23 protein-coding genes, 1 tRNA gene and 2 pseudogenes are annotated in these 20,846 nt (G+C 68.1%); 15 read left to right on the forward strand and 11 right to left on the reverse strand.

Going from position 1 to position 20,846, the window contains the following annotated elements:
- Window positions 1–19: 19 nt before the first annotated feature.
- Entirely contained in the window at window positions 20–1,345 is a 1,326-nt protein-coding gene (locus O1G22_RS19880; RefSeq protein WP_428986499.1) for an FtsK/SpoIIIE domain-containing protein, read from the reverse strand.
- Between the two features lie 17 nt (window positions 1,346–1,362).
- On the reverse strand, window positions 1,363–1,692 hold the full coding sequence (locus O1G22_RS19885; RefSeq protein WP_270082569.1) for an SCO3933 family regulatory protein: 330 nt from the start codon (window positions 1,690–1,692) through the stop codon (window positions 1,363–1,365).
- Between the two features lie 161 nt (window positions 1,693–1,853).
- Here O1G22_RS19885 and O1G22_RS19890 point away from each other — a divergent pair, with 161 nt between their 5' ends.
- Both O1G22_RS19890 and O1G22_RS19895 read left to right on the forward strand, forming a co-directional pair.
- On the forward strand, window positions 1,854–2,642 hold the full coding sequence (locus O1G22_RS19890; protein WP_270082570.1) for a GntR family transcriptional regulator: 789 nt from the start codon (window positions 1,854–1,856) through the stop codon (window positions 2,640–2,642).
- Between the two features lie 2 nt (window positions 2,643–2,644).
- The gene (locus O1G22_RS19895) at window positions 2,645–3,310 is read left to right on the forward strand and encodes a YdcF family protein (protein WP_270082571.1); all 666 of its coding nucleotides are present in this window, start codon (window positions 2,645–2,647) and stop codon (window positions 3,308–3,310) included.
- A 604-nt stretch (window positions 3,311–3,914) separates the two neighbouring features.
- On the opposite strand, the gene O1G22_RS19900 is transcribed toward O1G22_RS19895, so the two are convergent.
- From O1G22_RS19900 to dcd, 3 genes are all read right to left on the reverse strand, one after another.
- Window positions 3,915–4,622 (reverse strand): hypothetical protein, encoded by a 708-nt coding sequence (locus O1G22_RS19900; protein ID WP_270082572.1) that lies wholly within the window; start codon window positions 4,620–4,622, stop codon window positions 3,915–3,917.
- Window positions 4,623–4,863: 241 nt separating this feature from the next.
- Entirely contained in the window at window positions 4,864–5,373 is a 510-nt protein-coding gene (locus tag O1G22_RS19905; protein WP_270082573.1) for a phosphoribosyltransferase, read from the reverse strand.
- A 13-nt stretch (window positions 5,374–5,386) separates the two neighbouring features.
- The gene (gene dcd, locus O1G22_RS19910) at window positions 5,387–5,962 is read right to left on the reverse strand and encodes a dCTP deaminase (protein ID WP_270082574.1); all 576 of its coding nucleotides are present in this window, start codon (window positions 5,960–5,962) and stop codon (window positions 5,387–5,389) included.
- A 623-nt stretch (window positions 5,963–6,585) separates the two neighbouring features.
- Here dcd and O1G22_RS19915 point away from each other — a divergent pair.
- Window positions 6,586–6,659, forward strand: a tRNA-Gly gene (locus O1G22_RS19915).
- A gap of 296 nt (window positions 6,660–6,955) precedes the next feature.
- On the opposite strand, the gene O1G22_RS19920 is transcribed toward O1G22_RS19915, so the two are convergent.
- Together O1G22_RS19920 and O1G22_RS19925 are read right to left on the reverse strand one after the other, a co-directional pair.
- Complete coding sequence (locus O1G22_RS19920; protein WP_270082575.1) at window positions 6,956–7,399, reverse strand: PIN domain-containing protein; 444 nt, start codon at window positions 7,397–7,399, stop codon at window positions 6,956–6,958.
- Window positions 7,396–7,662: a ribbon-helix-helix domain-containing protein gene (locus tag O1G22_RS19925; RefSeq protein WP_270082576.1), complete on the reverse strand. Its 267-nt coding sequence runs from the start codon at window positions 7,660–7,662 to the stop codon at window positions 7,396–7,398. The genes O1G22_RS19920 and O1G22_RS19925 overlap by 4 nt, the downstream gene beginning before the upstream one ends.
- Before the next feature lie 103 nt (window positions 7,663–7,765).
- On the opposite strand from O1G22_RS19925, the gene O1G22_RS19930 reads away from it, so the two are divergent.
- From O1G22_RS19930 to O1G22_RS19975, 10 genes and pseudogenes are all read left to right on the forward strand, one after another.
- Entirely contained in the window at window positions 7,766–8,026 is a 261-nt protein-coding gene (locus O1G22_RS19930) for a hypothetical protein (protein WP_270082577.1), read from the forward strand.
- A gap of 78 nt (window positions 8,027–8,104) precedes the next feature.
- Window positions 8,105–8,419 carry a hypothetical protein gene (locus O1G22_RS19935; protein WP_270082578.1) on the forward strand — a complete coding sequence of 105 codons (315 nt, stop codon included), beginning with the start codon at window positions 8,105–8,107 and terminating at the stop codon, window positions 8,417–8,419.
- A 135-nt stretch (window positions 8,420–8,554) separates the two neighbouring features.
- Complete coding sequence (locus tag O1G22_RS19940) at window positions 8,555–9,049, forward strand: DUF5994 family protein (RefSeq protein ID WP_270082579.1); 495 nt, start codon at window positions 8,555–8,557, stop codon at window positions 9,047–9,049.
- 71 nt (window positions 9,050–9,120) lie between these two features.
- Window positions 9,121–9,510 carry an STAS domain-containing protein gene (locus O1G22_RS19945; RefSeq protein WP_270082580.1) on the forward strand — a complete coding sequence of 130 codons (390 nt, stop codon included), beginning with the start codon at window positions 9,121–9,123 and terminating at the stop codon, window positions 9,508–9,510.
- 109 nt (window positions 9,511–9,619) lie between these two features.
- The gene (locus tag O1G22_RS19950) at window positions 9,620–10,039 is read left to right on the forward strand and encodes a DUF5994 family protein (protein WP_270082581.1); all 420 of its coding nucleotides are present in this window, start codon (window positions 9,620–9,622) and stop codon (window positions 10,037–10,039) included.
- A gap of 174 nt (window positions 10,040–10,213) precedes the next feature.
- Window positions 10,214–10,545 (forward strand): annotated as a pseudogene (locus O1G22_RS19955) (MerR family transcriptional regulator); the annotation flags it as partial.
- Between the two features lie 238 nt (window positions 10,546–10,783).
- On the forward strand, window positions 10,784–10,990 hold the full coding sequence (locus O1G22_RS19960) for a cold-shock protein (RefSeq protein WP_020943091.1): 207 nt from the start codon (window positions 10,784–10,786) through the stop codon (window positions 10,988–10,990).
- Window positions 10,991–11,207: 217 nt separating this feature from the next.
- Entirely contained in the window at window positions 11,208–12,713 is a 1,506-nt protein-coding gene (locus O1G22_RS19965; protein WP_270082582.1) for a DEAD/DEAH box helicase, read from the forward strand.
- A gap of 151 nt (window positions 12,714–12,864) precedes the next feature.
- Window positions 12,865–13,200 (forward strand): CBS domain-containing protein, encoded by a 336-nt coding sequence (locus O1G22_RS19970; protein WP_270086469.1) that lies wholly within the window; start codon window positions 12,865–12,867, stop codon window positions 13,198–13,200.
- Between the two features lie 34 nt (window positions 13,201–13,234).
- On the forward strand, window positions 13,235–13,522 hold the full coding sequence (locus O1G22_RS19975) for an SCO5918 family protein (protein ID WP_270082583.1): 288 nt from the start codon (window positions 13,235–13,237) through the stop codon (window positions 13,520–13,522).
- 827 nt (window positions 13,523–14,349) lie between these two features.
- Here the strand turns inward: O1G22_RS19975 and O1G22_RS19980 are convergent.
- The 4 genes and pseudogenes from O1G22_RS19980 to O1G22_RS19995 all read right to left on the reverse strand — a co-directional run.
- Window positions 14,350–14,760, reverse strand: a complete 411-nt coding sequence (locus O1G22_RS19980) for a PIN domain-containing protein (RefSeq protein WP_270082584.1) — start codon at window positions 14,758–14,760, stop codon at window positions 14,350–14,352.
- Window positions 14,757–14,978, reverse strand: a complete 222-nt coding sequence (locus O1G22_RS19985) for a type II toxin-antitoxin system VapB family antitoxin (RefSeq protein WP_270082585.1) — start codon at window positions 14,976–14,978, stop codon at window positions 14,757–14,759. The genes O1G22_RS19980 and O1G22_RS19985 overlap by 4 nt, the downstream gene beginning before the upstream one ends.
- 1,067 nt (window positions 14,979–16,045) lie before the next feature.
- Window positions 16,046–16,246, reverse strand: coding sequence for a hypothetical protein (locus O1G22_RS19990; protein WP_270082586.1), 201 nt, complete (start codon window positions 16,244–16,246; stop codon window positions 16,046–16,048).
- Window positions 16,247–16,469: 223 nt separating this feature from the next.
- Window positions 16,470–16,664 (reverse strand): annotated as a pseudogene (locus O1G22_RS19995) (DNA-binding protein); the annotation flags it as partial.
- A 248-nt stretch (window positions 16,665–16,912) separates the two neighbouring features.
- Between O1G22_RS19995 and O1G22_RS20000 the strand changes: the two are divergent.
- Together O1G22_RS20000 and O1G22_RS20005 are read left to right on the forward strand one after the other, a co-directional pair.
- Window positions 16,913–18,322, forward strand: coding sequence for an alginate lyase family protein (locus O1G22_RS20000; RefSeq protein ID WP_270082587.1), 1,410 nt, complete (start codon window positions 16,913–16,915; stop codon window positions 18,320–18,322).
- Window positions 18,323–18,852: 530 nt separating this feature from the next.
- Window positions 18,853–20,790: an autotransporter gene (locus O1G22_RS20005; RefSeq protein ID WP_270082588.1), complete on the forward strand. Its 1,938-nt coding sequence runs from the start codon at window positions 18,853–18,855 to the stop codon at window positions 20,788–20,790.
- The last annotated feature ends 56 nt before the right edge of the window (window positions 20,791–20,846 follow it).

The raw sequence follows: 20,846 nt of genomic DNA on the forward strand, positions 1-20,846 counted from the left end.
TGACCGTGGAACAGGGGTGTTACTCGGTGACCGGTCGCGGCTTGACCAGCGACGGACCGCTCTTCGGCGCCTCAGCGGGCACGTACGGGCGGAAGGGGTCGAGGAACGGAAGGTCCGGGACCAGGTGGGCGAAGTCCCGGCAGGCGGCGACGACTTCTTCCTGCGTGACGGCCGGGGTGCGGATCTTCGACCAGCCGCCGGAGGTGTCCGCCGCGACAGCGGTACCGGGAAGGTCCATCCGGATCAGACTCGCGGCCGGCACGGCGTCCGGGGCGACGTCGGCGAGACCCATTTCGGCGGTCTGCTTGTCGTTGACCCGATGCACAACACGGCCCGTGAGCTGGGCACGGAGCATGGTCGCGCCCTTGCCCAGGTCGGAGCCGAAGCGCTGACCGCAGATCTCCAGGTAGATGCCGACCGCACGGGCCATCTGAGCCAGCCGGATCAGCGCGGTCACGATCCGCTCCCGTCGCTCCTCATCCTTGCGTGAGGAGATCAGGAACAGTTCCGCGACCTCGTCCACCAGCACGACCACGGGCACCGGCCGCAGGCGTTCGGACAGGTCCCAGATGTCGGAGACGCCCTGCTTGCTCAGCAGGTCGAAGCGGTCCTCCATCTCCGCCACGAGGATGCCGAACAGCGAGGAGGCGTCGTCCGGGGTGGTGACCAGGGCCGACAGACGCGGCGCGTAGCGGGACTGTTCCACCCCGCGCTTGCAGTCCACCCCGACCAGAGCAACCTTGAGTTGGGCCAGGCCCTTGATCAGGTTGCGCTGATACATGGACTTGCCGGACTGGTTCGCGCCCAGGGTGAGCGCCATCGGCGCCTTGCGGTAGTCCCGCTCGAACGCGGTCCCGTCCTCCCGCAGAGCGACCGGCACGATCAGATCGTGCGGCACGGCCTTACGGGGCATCCGGACCCGGCGCAGCACGTCATACCCGGTCATCCGCAGCTCGATGAACCCCGGTTTCGTCTCCACCACGGTCACCGAGTGCACACCCCAAGCGTGACGCAGCCGTTCCGAGGCGGCAGCCACGTCGGCGGGCTCCAGACCGGCCGGAAGCCGCAAGGTCACCCGCAGCCCGGTCGACGTGCCCCGCACCCGGCGGATCTTCGGCGGAACCGGCTGCACCTCACGACGGGCAACGTTGCGGGTCATGAACGCCCGCAGACCCGACGGCTGCACCGTCAGCCCGCACACGTCCATCGTGGACCGGTACGTGAACCCGAACCGGGTCAACGCCGCCGGCAGACCCACCAACGCCCAATACGCGCGAGGCGCCCGCACCTTCGCGAAGCCGACACCACCGACGGCCGCCAGACCCCCCGTGGCCTCCAGCCACATCGTCACCTCGGTCACGGTCAGGCCGCCGGGGTGATCGCGATGGCGCGGAACGAGATGCCGTGACGCTTCTGACCGTTGAACTCGTTCTCCCAGTCACGCGCCCTCAGCCCCGTGACCCGCACCGGCATGCCCGGCATCAGACCGTCGGGGAGACCGGTCTCCGGCACGGTCACCTGGTAGAGGTTTCCCTCCCCCTCGTCCGAGACCAGCAGGCCCACGGTCGACATGTCCGCGCCAGTCTCCCGGTCCACGGCCCGCTCACCGGTCTTCTTGTTGACCATCTTGGGTTCCGGCGCGGTCGCCACGAACACCACGGCGGTCGAAAGGTCGATCTTGAAGGACGGCATGAAGCACTCCTGTGTCGATGCTTTGGAGCAGCCCAAAGAAGGCCCTCCCTGCCCGCTGTCCTAGGACTGCGGGCGGCTTACGACGACTGTGACAGGCAGTCCTGGGACTGTCAACAGTCCTGGGACTGTGCTTGACTTGTCTCATCGAGAGGAGTGGAGCGATGGCGCCCAAGTGGCGGGAGCTGGCCGACAAGCTGGCTGAGGAAATCAAGAGGGGTGAATACGCGCCTGGCCAGCAGCTTCCGCAGATCAGGGAGCTTGTTGCGGCAGGCGAGGGCTCCAAGTCCACCGTCCACCAGGCCTACAAAGCCCTCGAAGCCGAGGGCCTGGTGACGTCATCCCGCGGGCACGGGACCGTCGTGCGGCAACGAGTCCCGCTCAAGCGGCTCGGCATTGCCAGGTACGACAAGGCCAAGTGGCGCGATGGCGACGAGGTGGCTTTCATTGCGGACCGCGTGGCCTCTGGGCGCAGCTACCGCCGGAATGAGCAGACCCAGACCGTCAGTCGCGTGGAGGCCCCGCCGGTGGTCGCAGCTGCGCACGGACTGCCCGAAGGCGCAGAGGTGTATGCGCGGGCGCGACTGGTGAAGGAAGGTGACCAGCCGACCCACACGCTCACCAGCTATTACCGGCCCGAACATGTCGAGGGGACACGGCTGGTCGACCCGACGCCGGGGCCGGCCGGTCGCGGCGGCGGATTCCGAGTGCTGTACGACGCGGGATACGAGATCGACCACATGAAAGAGGAGATCTTCGCCAGGGCGCCCACGGCCGACGAAGTAAAGCTCTTGCAGCTGCCTCCGGGCGAACCTGTCGTCGAGCTGCATCGGACGACGTACACGGCCTCTGGCACAGTGGTGGAGTTCGCCATTGGTGTGCACGCGGCTTCGCGCTTCGCCTGGGAATACGACTTCAAGGTGCCGGACTCGGCGAAGGGCGAGAAGGGGTAGGAATGATCTCCACTCAGGCATGGGCCGATGCACGGCGCCTGTGGGACTACCACCAGATGGGCCATGTCCTGCGGCCGTGCTCAGTCGCGATCGGGTTGGGTAGCCATGACCTGGGTGTAGCCGATACGGCAGTAGATCTGTACAAGCGCGGCATGGCTCCCCTCCTTGTGTTCACGGGAGCCACCAGCCCGACGACCCGGGAGCGCATGCCCCGGGGTGAAGCCGTCCACTACCGCGAACGAGCCCTCGAACTCGGTGTTCCTAGCTCAGCCGTGCTCGTAGAACCCAACGCCCGCAATACCGGCGAGAACATCCGCCTTTCCAGGGCCCTGCTTGAGGTGGCCGGAGTGGGGGTCTCTTCCGTGCTCCTCATCAGCAAGCCGTACGAGGAGAGGCGCGCCTACGCCACGGCGCGCAAGCTGTGGCCGGAAGTCGAGATCGTCAGCGCGTCCACTCCGATGACGTTGGAGGAGTACGCGGAGTCCATCCAGGACGCTCGGTTGGTCATTGACATGCTGGTGGGGGCACTCCAGCGACTCCTGATCTACCCGGAGCAGGGATACATGATCAGCCTGCCCGTACCGGATGACGTCTTGGAGGCGTACGAGCGGCTATGCCGCGAGGGTTTCACCAGCCGGCTTCTCGTCACTGACCAGCACTCTGCCTGAAGACGCTGTTGCATGGCTCAGGTGGCATGAAGGAGGAGCGGCGATAAGCGAGGTCTACGCGGCGCGCATCACGGACGCTTCGCGCGACGAGGCGCCGCACATCCGAATGCATGACGACCGCGAGCTGACACCGCTAGTCGGCAAGTGATCTTCGACCGGGACCCGGGACCCGGGACCTGTTACAGGTTTCTCTACCTCATCAAGTGCCCGCGCAAGCGCGGGCTGGCCCCTTGGGCCCTGGCCCCTCTGCGCCTTCGGCGCCGGGGCCGTGCCCTGGGGCCGCAGCGAGCTACGGCCCTGAGTCGAGAACTGGGCGGGCAAGGCCACGGTCAGAACAGTGCCTCCGGCGGGGGATCGGCCGGCACCGGGATGGAGGGGGCGCCGTTCCCGGCTGCGGGTCCGTAGTGGCGTGCGCGGGGTGCTCCCATCCCGTCCACCGTCGACCCAGGCAGAGCCGAGCAGACGCGGCCCATGGCGTCCAGGTCGTTCGTACAGTGGCGCGCTCCACCTGGACGCCATGAACCACGTCCGCTCCACGGTGTGTGGGTCGACGGCGGACGGGATGGGAGCTGGGGTGAGTGGTGGGTGAAGGTGAGTGCGGTCGCTAAGGGCACTCGCGCAGCCGTCGAAGGAACCTCTTCAGAACTGTCAGCAGTTCCTGAGCATCATCTATGACCTCAACCGGGATCCGATCGACGTAGGCGATACCAGCGTCACGCAGCAGGTGATCGCGCGAAGTGTCCATCGCCCGCCGGACCCTATGGTTTGGCCCGTCGATCTCCAGAACACCAGCACGCCCCCGGTACGTGACGATCATGTCGGGCTCCCAGGTGTGACCGAGGACCCGACCGTTCGGCAGCGGAAAGATCGAGAGTGTTTCCTCTGGGGCTAGCTCGTTCTCCTGCAAGTGCTTCAACGCTTGATAGACACGGCGCTCACCGAAGTTGGTGAAGGCAAGTCCGTCCATCACCCATTGCGGTTTTTCAGGCATGGTTCGCCGCGCCATGTTCGTCGGCCTGTCTGCATTCATCATCTCTTGCAGACGCTCGCGCCAATCAGGGCCGACGCTAGGCAGCGTCTCGCGGAACCCAAGCCAGCTCACTCCGTAGCCGAGGCGTCCACTAACCCGTTCGAAGACCGACCTCAGCAGTTCCTTAGCCTCCTCCGTGAACGCCGACTCGTTCTGGGGATCGATCTCCAGCCACAGGTCATGCGTCTGAGAGTCGTAGTCGTACTCGATCACAGCACTGCGAACCATGAGGAGTAGCTGAACGTGGGCGACGTCTCCCCGCTGAGCCAAGAGGGCTGCCATGTGCCCCAGCAGAGAGTCCGCTCTGGCGCGCTGCGCCTCTTCCTCCGTTGTCCACGAGTCGCTAATGATCTCGTCGTAGGTACGAGGACCCTGAGGAACGTTCGACTCATTCTGCGCAGGCTGCCCCATCGCTGCCCCTCCCCGAGCTCGGCCTATGTGGAAGCTACCCGATACCTACGACAACGCGAGACGGATCAGGCCCGCTCCGCAGTTGATACGGGCAGGCCTGAAGCGGCGCAGATCAGAGGGCTTCCTTGTTCTCCTTGGGCGCCTGACCCGACTTATGTACTGGAGGCAATACACTCCACGGGAAGTTGATCCAGTCGTCGGTCCGCTTCCAGACGTACTCGCACTTCACGAGCGAGTGGGACTTCTCATAGATCACCGCGGAGCGCACCTCGGCGACCGTGTCGAGACAGAAGTCGCGCACCAGCTTCAGCGTCTTGCCGGTGTCCGCGACGTCGTCGGTGATCAGGACCTTCTTGTCGGAGAAGTCGATCACGTTGGGCACGGGAGCGAGCATGACCGGCATTTCCAGGGTGGTCCCCACCCCGGTGTAGAACTCCACGTTCACGAGGTGGATGTTCTTGCAGTCGAGGGCGTAGGCGAGCCCGCCGGCGACGAACACCCCGCCGCGGGCGATGCTGAGCACGACGTCGGGCTCGTACCCGTCGTCGGCGATGGTCTGGGCGAGCTCGCGGATGGCGCCGCCGAACCGCTCGTAGGTCAGGTTCTCCCGCACGTCACTCATGTTGCTGTGGCCCTCACACCTGGGTCCGATGGAAATTGACGTAGGACCGCGAGGCGGTCGGCCCGCGCTGCCCCTGGTACCGGGAGCCGTAGCGCTCGCTGCCGTAGGGGAACTCGGCGGGCGAGGTCAGCCGGAACATGCACAGCTGGCCGATCTTCATGCCGGGCCAGAGCTTGATCGGCAGGGTGGCGAGATTGGACAGCTCAAGGGTGACGTGCCCGCTGAAGCCGGGGTCGATGAACCCGGCGGTGGAGTGGGTGACGAGCCCGAGGCGCCCGAGCGAGGACTTGCCCTCCAGCCGCGAGGCAAGATCGTCGGGAAGCGAGATGACCTCGTAGGTGGAGGCGAGCACGAACTCCCCGGGATGCAGGATGAACGGCTCGTCCCCCTCCGGCTCCACGAGCCGCGTCAGATCGGGCTGCTCGACGGAGGGGTCGATGTGCGGGTACCGGTGGTTCTCGAACACCCGGAAGTAGCGGTCCAGCCGCACGTCGATGCTCGACGGCTGCACCATGGTTTCGTCGTAGGGATCGATCCGTACCCGCCCGGCGTCGATCTCGGCCCGGATGTCCTTGTCTGAGAGAAGCACGTAGCGAGGATACGCAAGGCGCGCGGAGCCGTGACAATCGTGACGGTTCCGCGCGCCCGGATCACTGTTCGCGCCGCTCCCGCGACCGCGTAGCTACCGCTTCACTCTTCGCTACTGCTTTCCGCTTCGCTGCTGCTTTCCGCTTCGCTGCTGCTTTCCGCTTCGCTGCCGGTTCTCCGGAGCGGCTACCGCTTCTCCAGAGCGACCGGCACCACACTGCGGAGCCGGGCACACCCGGGACACCTCATGAGCCGGCCGGGGCCGAGCCGCTCGGCCTGCTGCATCGGGAACGAAGCGGCGCTGAAGACGTGCCCATCCGCACAGCGGACGACGGTGCGTTCCATCAAGTCCCTTAAGTCCCTTCCCCAAGAGCCTCGTCGGGCGTTCCACCCTGACGACAAAAGCCACATTACGGGATCAAAGAGACGGCTCTCCAGGCGGCACTCCGGCCCACCCGCCCCCTCCGCGAGGCCTCCACCGTACGCCCCAACTCCGCCCACCCGCAGCCGGATCCCACCCCCGAAACAGACTCAGACCCCTGGGGCCCGGGCACCAGGGGTCTTCCATGCTGTACAGTGAGCAACGTCCGGACCCCGACTCCCGAGTCGACCCGTCCGAACTACGCGGGTGTAGTTTAATGGTAGAACATCAGCTTCCCAAGCTGAGAGCGCGAGTTCGATTCTCGTCACCCGCTCCACAATGAAGCCCCAGGTCAGCGACCTGGGGCTTGTTTCGTTGGGGAGCCGTTGCTGCGTTTTACGAGTACTCCTGTACCCCGAGATTGGGCACGCAGAGGGCACGCGCGCCTTGAGAGGGCGCCCCCATCACATCGCAGCGCGGCGCTGACCTGCACTTTCACGTAGATGAGCCGGAGGCGAGCCCTCAGCCCGCTTGTTCCTGGGCGATGGCGAATGCCCGTCCTGCACGTGCTTCGTCGTGGGCAGTGCACAAGCCCGTTGTGGGAGCGGGCACTTGACCGCCAAGGGGCCTGCGTCAGAGCGGGAGGTCGTCGGGGAGTACCCGGAACGCCTTGTGGCGGCCCAACGGGCGTACGGCCCGGAAGTCTCGTCGGTCGAGGGTGAGAATCGCGTCCGTGTCGTAGTCGGCGGCAAGCGCCACGTTCACCGCGTCGGCGAGGTCGAGGTCCAGCGCTCGGTATCGGACACGGACAGACTGGGCGGCGCCGAGGTGGTTCTCCGTGATCTCCGGCATGACGACACGCCCCCGGCTCATCCAGCGCCGCAGGTCGTCGACCGCGCTGAGGGCGGCCTCCCTGCCGAGCTCACGCGTCGCCACGTGATCCAGTTCGGCCAGCAGGAGCGGGGACATGATCAGCAGGCCCGCCGCCATGATCGCCTCGTTCGCCGCCCGGTGTTCCGGATGGGCCGAGTCCAGGGCTGCCAGAAGGCCGGACGTATCGACGATGACAATGATCACGCGGTGGATCCGGGACCCGAGCCGGTCTCACGCCGAACGGCCTCGGCGACCGTCTCCCGGACCTCCGGCTTGGACAGCGTGCGTCCCGGCCCCTCGAAGGTGCGTGAGAACAGCGGCTCGTCCCAGACCCGGTTCGCCATGGCTGCAAGGTGGATGCCCTGGCGGATGATCTCGGCCTCGCTTATACCTCGGCGCTTGGCGGCCTCCTTGATGATGGCCAGGTCCTCGGGGTCGGCGTAGACGTTGGTGCGCTTCATGGACATGTACCAAGAGTAGTCCATGTACCAGATTGATGTACCCGTCCTCATGAAGTGCCTGGCAGCGACCTGGACAGCGGGCTCGACCGGCTGCGCCGCTCATGTCCGTATGGAGCACAAACCCTTGCCCTCCGACAGTCACGCCGAGGTCCGCATCGTGGCCGCGACCCCTGAGGTCGCCCGGCGCGTGGCCGACGCCCTCCGCCGCTGCTTCGCCTCGACCGAGCAGCGCAGCTATCCCGCCGGCCACGAAGGAGGGACCCGGCTCCATCTGCCCCTCGACACCGCGAACGCCGCGGAACCCGCACGGTCCTGGCTCTCGACCCGTACATCGACAAAGCAGGCGCAAGCACACGCCGACGAGGTGTGACCCGGGTCCCTGAGGCCACGGGGATCCACCGTCGCGTCCATGCCCACGCGGCCGTCAACACCTCGGAGAACGACAGCCATGACGAAACTCCGCGAACGCAAGAACAACCGGAAGGCAGTCCTGGAGTCCCTGTACGGGGCCGTCGAGCACAACCGCCCCGAGGTCAGCGGATCGGTGCCTCGTGCCGAGCTGGACCTGCCCGACGAGGACCTCTCCGCCGCGTGCGTCTACCTGGCAGACGAGGGCTTGATCAACGTGGAGTGGACCTCGCACCGAGCCCCGGCCGCCGTCTCGCTGACACACGTCGGCGTCCGCCTGATGGAAGAGCTGGAGGAGGAGCAGGAGGAGCAGGACGACCGGGAGAGGACGGAGCGGTCGCAGTCGGGCGACTGACCCGCCCGCTTCTCGTCGGCCAAGGAGTAGCCTTGACCGTACCGAGAGCTCTTCGCGCAGCGCTTCCGGCGGTGCCGTTCCCGGCGAGTGACCAAACGGGCAGCCGCTCCACGGCTCCCGGGACGGGACCGCACGATGGAACCGAGCAGTACGCCGGCCGGAGGCACGCCCGCGGCCGACGCGCACACGTATCGCATGCCGCTGCCCCGCCTGGCCCTCTCCCCGGACGTCAGCCACGGCCCGCTGGACGGGGCCTGGTGGCCGCGCTGCGCCGCGCTGGAACTCGAACTGCCCTCGTTGGTCGACTCGTTGGAGCCGGACCCGGACACCACGGTGCGGGTCACCGTGGATCCCGCCGAATGGCCCGACGCGCCACACACGGTCATGTCACCCGGCCGGGAGATCGCCGTGGAGCCGGCCGGCCCCGGAAGCGCCGCGCACGTCATCACCCTGGACTGCGGCACCGTGGGGCGCTGGGTGCTGCTGGTCGTCCCGCCCGAGGAGCACGCCGGAACAGCCGCTCGGCTGCTGGCCGCGGCAGCCGACCCCGAGAACCCGCTGACCGCCGCGCGCATGCTGACGCTGGCCGAGACCGGGCTCCTCGGGAGCACGACAGGGGAGACGCAATGAGGCGCGCCACGCCGCGGGCACCTTCGGCAGGGACCGTCGGCCGGCCTCAAGTGCACTCCTCGCACGGATCGTTGACCAGTCAAGGTGAAGCACCCGAGCTCTTCGAGGAGTGCCGTATCGTCCGCGCGCACGGCGAGCTGGACGCGCAGACCGTGGCGCCGCTGGTCCGCGCCCTGGCCGAGGCCCGCGCCGCCTGGCCCGGACGGCTCCGCCTCATCGTGGACCTGAGCCGGGTGACTTTCTCCGACGGCAGCATCCTGGCGCCTCTGTGCGAGGCGTGGTCCGACTGCCGCGCCCGGGGCGGCTGGATACGCGTCGTCCACGACAGCCACACGACCGACCTGGTCTTCCGCTGCACCGGTCTCCTCCACCGCTTCCCCGCCTACGCCAGCGCGCAGGACGCCTGGGAGGGACGAACGGCCGACATCGGCGCACCAGAGGCACCCGGACGGCACAGCTGACCGCAGCGATCCGAGCCACTGCGTCCTCCACTTGCGCGCTCCCGGCAACCGAGGCACTCCGTCCGGCCGAGGACGACGTACCGCGCCGAACCACTCGACAGGACACCTCATGACGAGCGACCACCTACGGCCCCCGCCGCCCGCCCCGCCTCTCCTGCGCCTGTACCTCGCACCCGAGAGCACCGTGCCACGCCGTATCGACGGGGCCTGGTGGCCGCGCACCTTCGATTTCCTGACAGAACTTCCGCCGCTGCTCCGCGGTCTGCCTCGTGCCTGGGGTCAGATCGTCAGCGTCCTGGTGAACGGCACGGCGGGGACCGGGGCACCGGGCCTCATACTCGTCCGCGACCAGGTCGTCCGGCTGCGCAGGGCCACCACGGCGCACGCGCCGAGCACCGTCGTCCTGATGGCACCCGGCCAGGGGCGCAGGGACCTGCTGGTCGTCCCGCCGGAGGCCACCGAACGGGCCGCCGTATCGCTCATGTCCGCAGCCGGGCTGACACCGGAGCAACGCGACTTCGCGAGTTGAGTACGTCGGCCGGAGAGGGGATATCTGCCACGGCGAAATCACATGTCCGTGCCCGCCGGAGTCGGGGTTGTCGCACGAGGCAGATGGCGCCGAGGACGAATGGCGCCGAATCCTTCGCAGCACGGGTGCCACGCACGCCCGGGTCCCTCGCCGCGCCCCCGAAACGAAGGTGCCGTGCCCGCTGAGAACACCCCTGTCGCCGGCAACCTCGACGACGACAACTCTCCTGCCCACGCCATGGGGCGGGCCGTCGATGTTCCCGGCACCACCCCGCCTTCCTCCGGGCCGTCGGCGAAGCCGGGCTGACCACCCCGCTGCGTTCGAAAGGCGGTCACCGTCGGTACTCCCGCCGCCAGTTGCGCATCACCGCCCGCACCCGGGAACCGGTCGACCAGGGCACCCCCGTCGAGGCCGCGTGCCGCATCATCACCCTGGAGGACCAGCTCGACGACGCCCTCCGGCTGAACCGGGAAATGCGCCGGAAGCTGGACGAGCCCGGTGCGGATACCTGGTCCCGCCGATACAGAAATGAACACTCCAGCGGGATGACAATTACCGGACCGGTCCGAAAACTCATGACTGCTGCCACCCGCTGTGTGTTAACGTGGTAGTTGTTGCGGTTTTGGTTGCCAGAGATTTTTTCTTTGCAGAGCTTTCCGGGATCTTTCCGGAGGGGTGATCATCGCGGCGACTCGGCTCCGCAAAGTGCGGAGTCCGACACTGCCCCTCCAAGGGAGATTCAATATGGCATCTGGCACCGTGAAGTGGTTCAACGCGGAAAAGGGCTTCGGCTTCATCGAGCAGGAGGGTGGCGGCGCTGACGTGTTCGCCCACTACTCGAACATCATCAGCAACGGTGGCTTCCGCGAGCTTCAGGAAGGCCAGAAGGTTAGCTTCGACGTCACGCAGGGCCAGAAGGGCCCGCAGGCTGAGAACATCGTTCCCGCCTGACGCTGACGCGAACCGTCGCGAGCCACTGGTTCGCGCATCATGTGGCTGGGGCCCGCGCTCTCGGGGTGCGGGCCCCAGCCCATTTTTTTCTGCTCCCGCAAGGCCGTGAGGAACGTAAGGAACGTCAACCCAAGGTCTTCGGATTTCACTCGGCTCAGTCCTGTGATTCCCTCTCAAGGAATTCCTCGATACGTGCCGCATCGAGGAAGGCCCCGTCGTGGACCGCACCCGTTCCGCTCGTTCCAGTAGCTCCAGCAGTTCCAGCCGCTTCCTGACGCAGGAACCGCACCGTCGAAATTCCGGTCCGGGCCCCCGGCACAAGAACGGTCAACGAGCACGCCCCACCGCACGCCGACAGGAGTTCGCCCTGCCGGTCACCCTCACCGAGCCGCTCCCCGCGGTCGAGACGTTCGCCGAACTGGACATGCCCGCAAGGCTGCTGGCCGCACTCCGCACCGAGGGCGTGACCGTTCCCTTCCCGATCCAGGCGGCCACCCTGCCGAACGCGCTGGCGGGCCGGGACGTCCTGGGCCGGGGTCGGACGGGCTCGGGCAAGACGCTCGCCTTCGGCCTGCCGGTACTGGCCCGCCTCGACGGGCAGCGGGCCCAGCCCAAACAGCCGCTCGCCCTCGTCCTCGTCCCCACCCGGGAACTGGCCCAGCAGGTCACCGACGCGCTCACCCCGTACGCCCGTGCCCTGCGCCTGCGGCTCGCCACCGTGGTGGGCGGCATGTCGATCGGCCGACAGGCGAGTGCGCTGCGTGGCGGCGCCGAGGTCGTCGTCGCCACGCCCGGCCGTCTCAAGGACCTCATCGAGCGAGGGGCCTGCCGGCTGGACCAGGTCGCCGTCACCGTCCTGGACGAGGCCGACCAGATGGCCGACATGGGCTTCATGCCGCAGGTGACCGCGCTGCTCGGCCAAGTCCCCGCCCGTGGCCAGCGGTTGCTGTTCTCGGCCACCCTGGACCGCAACATCGACCTCCTGGTGCGCCGCTACCTCCAGGACCCCGTCGTGCACTCGGTCGACCCGTCCGCGGGAGCCGTCACCACCATGGAGCACCATCTGCTGCACGTGCGCGACGCCGACAAGGACACCGCCGCGGCCGAGATCGCCGCCCGCGACGGACGCGTGATCATGTTTCTGGACACCAAGCACGCGGTGGACCGGCTCGCCGCGCACCTGCTGTCCGTCGGGGTGCGCGCCTCCGCTCTGCACGGCGGCAAGTCCCAGCAGCAGCGCAACAGGACGCTCGCCCAGTTCAAGGACGGCCAGGTCACGGCCCTGGTGGCCACCAACGTCGCCGCCCGAGGCATCCACGTCGCGGGCCTCGACCTCGTCGTGAACGTCGACCCTCCCGGCGACCACAAGGACTACCTGCACCGCGGCGGCCGTACGGCACGCGCCGGCGAGTCCGGCACCGTCGTCACCCTCGTCCTGCCGCACCAGCGCCGCGCCGTGGACCGTCTGATGGCCGACGCCGGCATCACTCCGGGCACCGCCCGGATCCGTCCCGGCGAGGCCGAACTACAGCGCATCACCGGCGCCCGAACCCCCTCCGGCGTGCCCGTCACCCTCACCGCGCCGGTCGACGGACGAACCGAGGGCAGACGCGAAGGCAAGGGATCCGCCGGCCGGAATCGCAGGGGGCGGACCGCCGGCCACGGCGGGAGCGGCCGGGCCGCCGCCCGCGCCCGTCGCCCCGCCCCGGGGAACACCCCGTAGCCCCCATACGGGGATGCACTCCCAGCAGTCAGGAAGATCCGTCGCCCGTCCCGCCCGCCCCGACTAAGAGGAGAAGCCCTTGACGCAGCATCCGTCCCGAACACAGCAGGCCTGCAGCGCCGACGGCATCGGTCTGACCGCCCGCGACGCCATGCACGCTCCCGGGCCCCAGGTCGACGACCACATGACGGTCGACGTCGCCCTGTCCGTGCTCATCGGTGCCCGAGTCCCGCACCTGCTCCTCCAGGACGAGGACGGGAGGTGCGCGGGACTGGTCACCCGGGCCCAGCTCGCCGCGCACCGCGGCGGCTCGTGGTACAGCGACCGGACCCGGCTGCGGGACATCCCGCTCGACCGCGGACCGTTCACCTCGTCCGTCGCCGCACTCGGCGAGGCGGAGGCCGCCATGCGGGACCGGACCCTGGACGTGTCCCCCGTGATCGACGAACACGGCTACGCCCTGGGCATCCTCACCCTCACGTCCTGAGCCATCACCCCCTGACCGCCCTGTGGAGGCATCCATGCGCTGTGTCATCGCCCGGTTTCCCTTCGACCTGACCAAGTTCGAGGTCGAGCAGTCGATGAGCGGCATCACGCCCGAACCCGCCGCGGGCTTGTGCGTGACCATCGACCGCCGTGTCTACCCCGTGATGCAGGTCGGGGAAGTGATCACCAGGCAGAACCGCCGCGACTTCACCTCGGTCGAGATGCACCGGGCACTGACCCGCCTCGGCTTCACCTGCCACGACGCGCGCCCGGTCAGGCCGGACTGGGACGCGCGAGCCGACGAGCGTGCGCTCGATTGGTGACGTCCTCCAGTTCAACGGCAGGTGAGACGCGGTGTGCGGGGCGGAAGGCCGCGGATGTGGCCCGCTCCCCCGGTTGTCGTCGCGCGGCTGCCCGGCGACATCCGGTTCGGCCTGTCCGAGCCGTACGCCGAGGCGTCCCGCCTGTGCGAGCGCAACCGTCCATCGGCCGGGCGGCGTCAGAAGGGACCGACAGCGACTCGGCAAGGCTTGCGGGCGCCTCACACCGCCCATGCCGATGACTCCGTGCCCTCCGTGTGCCCTTGAGAGCGGACATCAAGGGTCCGCAGCGGTACGTCCCGCCCACGCCGGCCACCTCCAAAAGAGCACGTCTGCGCAGGTCAGCACTTAGGCGCCGCGCCAAGCGCCGTCACTTCCCAAGCTGAGAGCGCGAGTTCGATTCTCGTCACCCGCTCTTCTCGAAGCCCCAGGTCAGCGGCCTGGGGCTGATGAATTGGCGAGGATCTCTCCGCGGGAACCGGCCGCTCAGCGCACGAAGATTGGGCACGTGGAGGGCACGAGTTCTCGGCGGTCATGGCAGACTCACCGATCCTGACTCCGAACGGCGCCTCTGACCTGTGGCTTCGCTGTACCAACCACATCGGTCACACCTGTGAGCCCTCAGCCTGCCCGTCCCTCCGGAGAGACGGATGGCGTGTGCGGACGCTGCAGCCCTGTGGTTACCCAACTCCTGCCCGGTGGACAGGACTTCACCGAGTCCGCCACGGTGGGCACGGACGGGCCAGGTGGCACTCAGGTGATGCTCCGCGATCTCCGGCAGGACGACGCGGCCCGCCGCCTTCGCCTGACGCGGCCCGCCGCGGAACCCCTCAGGCGATGTCGTGGATGTTGTGCTCGGTCAGGTCGGATGCGTGCCGGGCAATGGCGCGGTAGTCGGCGTCGTCGTGCAGGACGGCCAGTCCGTGATGGGCTGCGGTCGCAGCGATGACGAGATCCACCGCCGACGCGCTGCGGTGCTCCCCGGCCTGGGCCATACGGTGCTGCACTGCGCCGATCCAGCGCCCCGCGTTCTTCGGCACCGACACATCGGCGTACAGGTCGGTGAACATCTCCGCGATCTCGTCGTACTCGCGTCCGTTCCGGGCGCTGTGGAGGAACTCGGCGCGCTGCACGTAGCAGGATGCGATGACCCCGGCGTCGATCGCGTCGTACCAGGCCGACTGCAGTTTCGGATCGCGGAGCAGCCGGACCAGGCCGGAGGTGTCGAGCAGGTAGATCACCGGCTGCGCTTCTCCGCCCGGTGCAGGCGCTCGGCGTCCTCGACAGCACCCCACTCACGCGCACGCTCGAAGTGGCGGCTGATACGCGCGGCACGCTCCTGCTGTTCGGCGTAGAAGTGCAGAGCGAGATTGACCGCTTCCTTCTTCGTCCTGACCTTGGACAGAGCCATGGCCCGTTCCAGGGCGTCATCGTCGATGTCGATCTGGGTCACAGACATACGGTGCCTCCCTCGCAATGTTGGTTATGTACATAGAAGAATACGTCACCAACATTCGCGGGTCCAGGCGATGCAGTCCGCTCGGCACAGACGTTCGCACGGCGGGGGTGACGCGTACGGCATGTCCCGCTGCGTGTGGTCGCCAAGGGCGCGGGGGCCGGGAACTGACAGTGAGGATCGACCATGGCACCGCCCGGAGGTCTGACTCAGTCCTCGGCCTGCCGGGCGATGCCGCTTGGCGCGTGGCCGACCGCCGTCGAAGGGCATGGCACAGCAACCCGGATCCGGCGCCCCTCGGACGTACTTCATGGCCTTCGCGCACCCGGATGACCTGCACCTCCTCGCAGACCCTCTCCACGATGTCGGCCCGCTCCATCGCCTCGGAGGTGTCCACCCCGAGCAGGCCCGCGTTGCAGGGGCCTGCTCCGAGCCACCTCCGTCCCGAGTTGTTCAGCCGCCGCCGAGACCCGCTCCGTGTGCTCCCGCAGCCACGCCCTTCCGGCCCAGCGCTCATTCCCAGAGCTCAATGGTTTGTCAGCCACCAGGAGGAGCTCTCCACGCCTCCGAGCCGACTCCATGCCCATAGCGTGCCCATAAGACCGGCAAACCACGGTCGACTACGGTGCGATCGTGCGCTCCCGGGCGCCACGCCAGAGTACGTATGCCCAGGTCAGAGGCTATCCGGCTCTGCAAGCGCCGTCGCTTCCCAAGCTGAGAGCGCGAGTTCGATTCTCGCCACCCGCTCCATGAGAAACCCCAGGTCAGCGGCCTGGGGTTTATTGTCTAGTCCAATTTGAGGGTGGCGTGCCCTCTGCGTGCCTAAGTTGCGCCCATGTGGCACCAGAAGGGGCGCCGAAGGGTAATTCCTGATGGCGAGTCAGCCAATTATCTCGAACAGTGAGACGCATTTTCTGTCCCGGCTCGGTCCTTGAGGCACGTCAGGGCCAGCAAGCCCTGCAGCCCGCCGACGGCAGCGGCTGCCCGGTGGCAGACCGGTCAAACTCTGAGCGGACCACCCGTGCAGAATCAGAAAGTCCGAGCGTTTCCTGAGTGAACAGAGCGAGCGTTCACTGAGTGAACACTGCTTCCGTTTCCTGAGTGAACAGCGGGGCCGCAGTGGCCTCGGTGGTCGCAGCGCCCAGGACGGCGGTGGTGTAATCGCCGCCGTCAGCCAGGGAGCTCGCAGTGCCGACCACTTTCACACCCGGTGTCAGCCGGCGCTCCTGTGTGGCAGCGGTCTTCTCGGCAGGCGGCAGGGCATCGACCATGGCCGGGAGCCTGCCGCATGCCCTACTCATGGCGGGTGGACGACCCCGCCGAGGCACCGGAAAGGATCTCGGCGGAATCGGGGGTAGAGCCCGCGCTCACTGGACGACGGGGTCACGGCGTTCGATCACGGCGTCGCGGCGGCAGCCGTAATGCCGGACGACACGGGCACAGTCCGCGACGGCGGATCGCCGACCGCGCCGACTGGCGACGCGGCTCTGTTCCTCACACCTTCTCGGCCAGCACGCGTGCATACCCGGCGGTGAGCAGACCGATGTCCTCGGCATCGGACGTCAGAATCGTCACCCGGCCGGGATGCTGCAGGGCGGTCGCGCACAGCGTGGCGTCGATGGCGTACTTGTGCCCGTGCAGCCCCGCAGCCCGCAGCAGGGCGGCGGCGGACTGGGCAACCGTCTTGGAAGTGGTGTACGGGACGGTTCGAGTGGCCACTCGGCAGGGAGCCCGCGATACACGACGCGGGGTCGGCGCCGTTCGCCGCTCGGGGAGTCCATGAGCGCCCATGGAGACTGGCGGCATTCGCCCGCAGACCTGCCCTGGTCGCGCTCCGCGGCCGAGGCGGGGTGCCGGGCCCCATGGCCCGGTGGCCCTCTGCACCACGGCCCGTCCAGTTTTCGTGATCGGCGTCCGCCCTCACCCGTCTCATAGGCATGCATGTGACACGACAGATCAGCCGCCGCGCCATACTCAAGGCCACGGGCGTCGCAGCCGGAGCCGCCTCGATCGCCACCGCCGCCACCCCCTCGGTCGCGGCGGGCGGGGCCTTCGCGCACCCCGGCCTCCTCCACACCGGCGCCGACCTCGCCCGTATGGCCGCCAAGGTGAAGGCCGGCGCCTCCCCCTATACCGCCGGGTACGCGAAGCTGACCGCCAACCGGCATTCGCAGAGCGCCTGGACGCCCAATCCGCAGGCCATCGTGTACAGGGGCACCGTGTACAGGGGCACGGGCAACCCGCAGAACTACGGGGTCCTCTACCACGACATCCACGCCGCGTACCAGAACGCCCTGCGCTACCACGTCAGTGGCGACAGCACCCACGCCGACACTGCCGTCGCGATCCTCAACGCCTGGTCGGCAAAGCTGACGAAAGTCGACGGCAGCGCCGACCGGTTCCTGGCCGCCGGGATATACGGGTACCAGGCCGCCAACGCAGCCGAACTCGTCCGCGACCACAGCGACTTCGCACTCGAAAGATTCCAGAAGATGCTGCTCGACGTCTTCTACTCGGTGAGTGAGGATTTTCTCGTCAACCACAACAACGGCACCCCGGCCCCCCACTACTGGCCCAACTGGGACCTGTGCAACATGGCCTGTGCGCTGGCCACGGGCATCTTCTGCGACGACCAGGCCAAGGTCGAGCGGGCCGTCGAGTACTTCAAGCACGGCGACGGCATGGGCTCGATCAAGCACGCCATCCCGGTCGTGCACGACGACGGGCTCGCCGAGTGGATGGAGGCCGGGCGCGACCAGGGGCACTCGCTGATGGGCGTCGGCCTGATGAGCACCATCTGCGAGATGGCCTGGAACCAGGGCATCGACCTGTACGGCTACGACGACAACCGCTTCCTCAAGGGCGCTCAGTACGTGGCCAAGTGGAGCCTGGGCGGAAATGTGCCGTACACGCCCTACGCCCTCGTGGACCATCGGCCGGGGATCCAGCACCCCACCAACGTCGCCACCGCCAGCCCGGCGCAGATGCGGCCGGTCTGGGCCATGGCCGCCAACCACTACACCAAGCGGCGCGGACTGTCCGCCACGTACCTCACGCAGATCGCCGCCAAGGCCGCGCCCGAGGGCGGCGGCGGGGACTACGGGCCCAACAGCGGCGGGTTCGACCAGCTCGGCTTCGGGACGCTGGCGTTCACACGGGACAAGGCAACGGACACCAAGGCCGCCCCGAAGCCAGCCTCTTCCGCCTCCCCCGCCGTTGGGGGCGGCCTCGCCGCGACCGGCTCCGGGGAGAGCGTCGGGTGGACGGCCGCTGTGGGCGTCACCGCCGTCGCCGGCGGCCTGCTCTTCCTGCGCCGCCGCGACCGGGGGCGCCACGGGGCGTCGTAGCCACGGAGCGTCGTAGCCACGGGGCGTCGTAGCAAGATGCAGCACATTCCCGGGATCTGTTACATCCCGACCATGTGTCACATCCCCGGGGGCTCCTCCAGGGTCTGGTCCGCTAAACCGGGTGTATCCGGCCCTGGCCCCCGGTTCCCTGTCGGCTGTCCTGCTCGCCGTGACGGTCGATCCGGCAGAGGTTGCTCGGCCCAGATCGTCTTGCCGCGGCGGACGTTCAGCCGCCCCGCATGCCCGACCTTCTGTTGTCAGGGCGTCAACTCGCCCCATTCTGCTGAATGACCAGGGGTGACCGCGGCGTTGCACGCGGCCCACTCGCGCTTGTCCTGAACCGTTGCCCAGGACCCGATGCCTTCCGTGTGCCAGGTGGGCAAGTCCTCAATGCCCCTGGCGCCTCGTCCTCCCCGACGGGCGACATAGGTGGAACGGAGAACTTCTCCGGGTTTTTGAGATCCCGGTGGCCGGCCACCGGTCTTCCCGTCCGTAAGGATCACCAGCACTTCAGGAAGCACCCTGACTCGATGAAGCGATCTTGGCACCTTGTCCTGGCGTCGGTTCTCGTCGCGGGAGCCGTCACACCGGTGGTTGCGGTGGGCAGCGCGGTCGCGGCAGACGGCGACATCACCTCGGCCGTCCTGGCGAACCGTGATGTCGTCCTGACCGGCGACGCGGTCGTGCGCGTCCCGCAGGGAACCCACACGTACACCGGCGTGATCAGCGGTGAAGGAACCCTTCGCGTGTCCGGCACCGGCACGCTGGTCCTCGCCAAGGACAGCACCTTCACCCTGCCGCACTCCCGGCAGCACCAGAGGGTCCAGATCCCGGGCGGCAACCACCCGTACGTCGTGGTCGGCAGTCCCGACGAGCCCGCGGTCACCGTGGACGCGGGAGCAACCCTCCAGTACGGCACCGGCGGTACGACCGGCCTGATCGGGTCCTTCCCGTACAACACGCCCGGTTACCAGCAGAACCAGGACAACATCCAGGTGAACGGCACACTGCGCCTGTCGCTGACCCGGCTGTTCAACCTGGGCGTCATCAGCGGCTCCGGCCTGGTCACCCAGCCCCGGAACATGTGGGGAACGCTCCAGATCTGCGGCACCAACCCGTTCTCCGGCATCTTCGACAACGGCACGGGCGTCAACTTCGCGAGCACCACCTGTGCCGCGGACCTGCCCAACGCCCGCTCCGTCGTCAACCGCGGTTCATGGATCATCGACACCCCGCTCAACCACACTGTCGTACAGCGGCAGAACTTCTACAGCCACGAGTACGGCAACGACGTCAACGTGCACTCCCGCCCGGGCAGCAAGGTGATCCTCACCGGCGTCTACAGCTGGAGTGACAGCGGCGACGGGGCGGCGCCCTCACTGAGCGACCCCGGACTGAACTGGCGACCCGTGGCCCACAAACTCAACAAACGCGGCACCAACATCGAGGGCGCCGACGTCCAGTGGGGCGACGGGACCACACACCGGATCTTCATGCCCGGCACGGCGCAGACGGTCTACATCAACCTGCACGCCAGACGGCAGCGCTCCCGGCTCACCTTCGACTACAACGGACCGGTGACCCTGGGCGCGCCCATCGGCGGCGGCATGTATCACGACACCCTCGGCGCTCCCGGCGCCGGGGACGTCGTCATCGCCGGCACCAGCGGCAACGACGTGACCTTCGCAGCAGCGCAGTACTACGACGGATCCACCACCATCGCCAGGAATGCGACCCTCCGTCTCGGCTCCGGGACCGCGGGCGGCGACGGGAGCCTCCACACCGGCGGAGCCCTCGACAAAGTGATCGACAACGGCTCACTCGTGCTCCGCAACACCAGGACACCCACCACCCTCCCGACGGTGACCGGTGCCGGATCGGTGACGCAGAGCGGAGCCGCGGCCACCACCGTCACCAGCGCCGCCTACACCGGCGCCACCACCGTCGCCAAAGGCAGCCTGATCGTCTCCGGGACCTCTCTGCGGACATCCAGCGCGGTCGCTCTGACCGGTTCCTCGGCCGTCCTGGATCTCAGCAAGGCACGCGACACGGCCCTGCGCAGGCTGCAGGTCGTCACAGGCGCGAAGATCCTTCTTTCCCGGAACTCCCCTGAGCTGACCGTCGGTTCGACGACCGCAACAGTCTCCGGTAGCGGTCTCGCCATCGGCGGGGCGCGCTTCTCCGTCAGCCGGGCCGGCGCCGACACCGTGCTCACCGCTCTCACGTCCACCACGGCCGCACACCCGTCCTCCGCCGCGACAGGACCGGCGCCCTCCCCGGCCCGGACCGGCCGAGCGGCCACCCCCCTGGGCGCCTCCACCGGCACCATGGCGGACACCGGCAGCAACGTCGGTGCTCTGTGGACCGTCACAGGACTGGCGGGCGTCGTTCTCGCCGGCGTCGCCGCGGTCTTCGTCTTCGTGCGCGGCCGCTCGCGTCTGCGTACGTCCCCGCGTCACCGCCGCTGATCCCCAGCCGCCACGGATTCCACCGGCCCGCCCATGGCTGTCCGCGCTCACCCCTT

The organism is Streptomyces camelliae, from assembly GCF_027625935.1.
GTDB lineage: Bacteria > Actinomycetota > Actinomycetes > Streptomycetales > Streptomycetaceae > Streptomyces > Streptomyces camelliae.

Excerpts from the sequence above, each read along its gene's own strand:
- O1G22_RS19880 (WP_428986499.1), bottom strand. The coding sequence starts at position 1,345 with ATGTGGCTGGAGGCCACGGGGGGTCTGGCGGCCGTCGGTGGTGTCGGC.
- O1G22_RS19885 (WP_270082569.1), bottom strand. The coding sequence starts at position 1,692 with ATGCCGTCCTTCAAGATCGACCTTTCGACCGCCGTGGTGTTCGTGGCG.
- O1G22_RS19890 (WP_270082570.1), top strand. The coding sequence starts at position 1,854 with ATGGCGCCCAAGTGGCGGGAGCTGGCCGACAAGCTGGCTGAGGAAATC.
- O1G22_RS19895 (WP_270082571.1), top strand. The coding sequence starts at position 2,645 with ATGATCTCCACTCAGGCATGGGCCGATGCACGGCGCCTGTGGGACTAC.
- O1G22_RS19900 (WP_270082572.1), bottom strand. The coding sequence starts at position 4,622 with ATGGCAGCCCTCTTGGCTCAGCGGGGAGACGTCGCCCACGTTCAGCTA.
- O1G22_RS19905 (WP_270082573.1), bottom strand. The coding sequence starts at position 5,373 with ATGAGTGACGTGCGGGAGAACCTGACCTACGAGCGGTTCGGCGGCGCC.
- O1G22_RS19925 (WP_270082576.1), bottom strand. The coding sequence starts at position 7,662 with ATGTCCATGAAGCGCACCAACGTCTACGCCGACCCCGAGGACCTGGCC.
- O1G22_RS19930 (WP_270082577.1), top strand. The coding sequence starts at position 7,766 with ATGGAGCACAAACCCTTGCCCTCCGACAGTCACGCCGAGGTCCGCATC.
- O1G22_RS19935 (WP_270082578.1), top strand. The coding sequence starts at position 8,105 with ATGACGAAACTCCGCGAACGCAAGAACAACCGGAAGGCAGTCCTGGAG.
- O1G22_RS19940 (WP_270082579.1), top strand. The coding sequence starts at position 8,555 with ATGGAACCGAGCAGTACGCCGGCCGGAGGCACGCCCGCGGCCGACGCG.
- O1G22_RS19950 (WP_270082581.1), top strand. The coding sequence starts at position 9,620 with ATGACGAGCGACCACCTACGGCCCCCGCCGCCCGCCCCGCCTCTCCTG.
- O1G22_RS19960 (WP_020943091.1), top strand. The coding sequence starts at position 10,784 with ATGGCATCTGGCACCGTGAAGTGGTTCAACGCGGAAAAGGGCTTCGGC.
- O1G22_RS19970 (WP_270086469.1), top strand. The coding sequence starts at position 12,865 with ATGCACGCTCCCGGGCCCCAGGTCGACGACCACATGACGGTCGACGTC.
- O1G22_RS19975 (WP_270082583.1), top strand. The coding sequence starts at position 13,235 with ATGCGCTGTGTCATCGCCCGGTTTCCCTTCGACCTGACCAAGTTCGAG.
- O1G22_RS19985 (WP_270082585.1), bottom strand. The coding sequence starts at position 14,978 with ATGTCTGTGACCCAGATCGACATCGACGATGACGCCCTGGAACGGGCC.
- O1G22_RS19990 (WP_270082586.1), bottom strand. The coding sequence starts at position 16,246 with ATGGTCGATGCCCTGCCGCCTGCCGAGAAGACCGCTGCCACACAGGAG.
- O1G22_RS20000 (WP_270082587.1), top strand. The coding sequence starts at position 16,913 with ATGCATGTGACACGACAGATCAGCCGCCGCGCCATACTCAAGGCCACG.
- O1G22_RS20005 (WP_270082588.1), top strand. The coding sequence starts at position 18,853 with ATGAAGCGATCTTGGCACCTTGTCCTGGCGTCGGTTCTCGTCGCGGGA.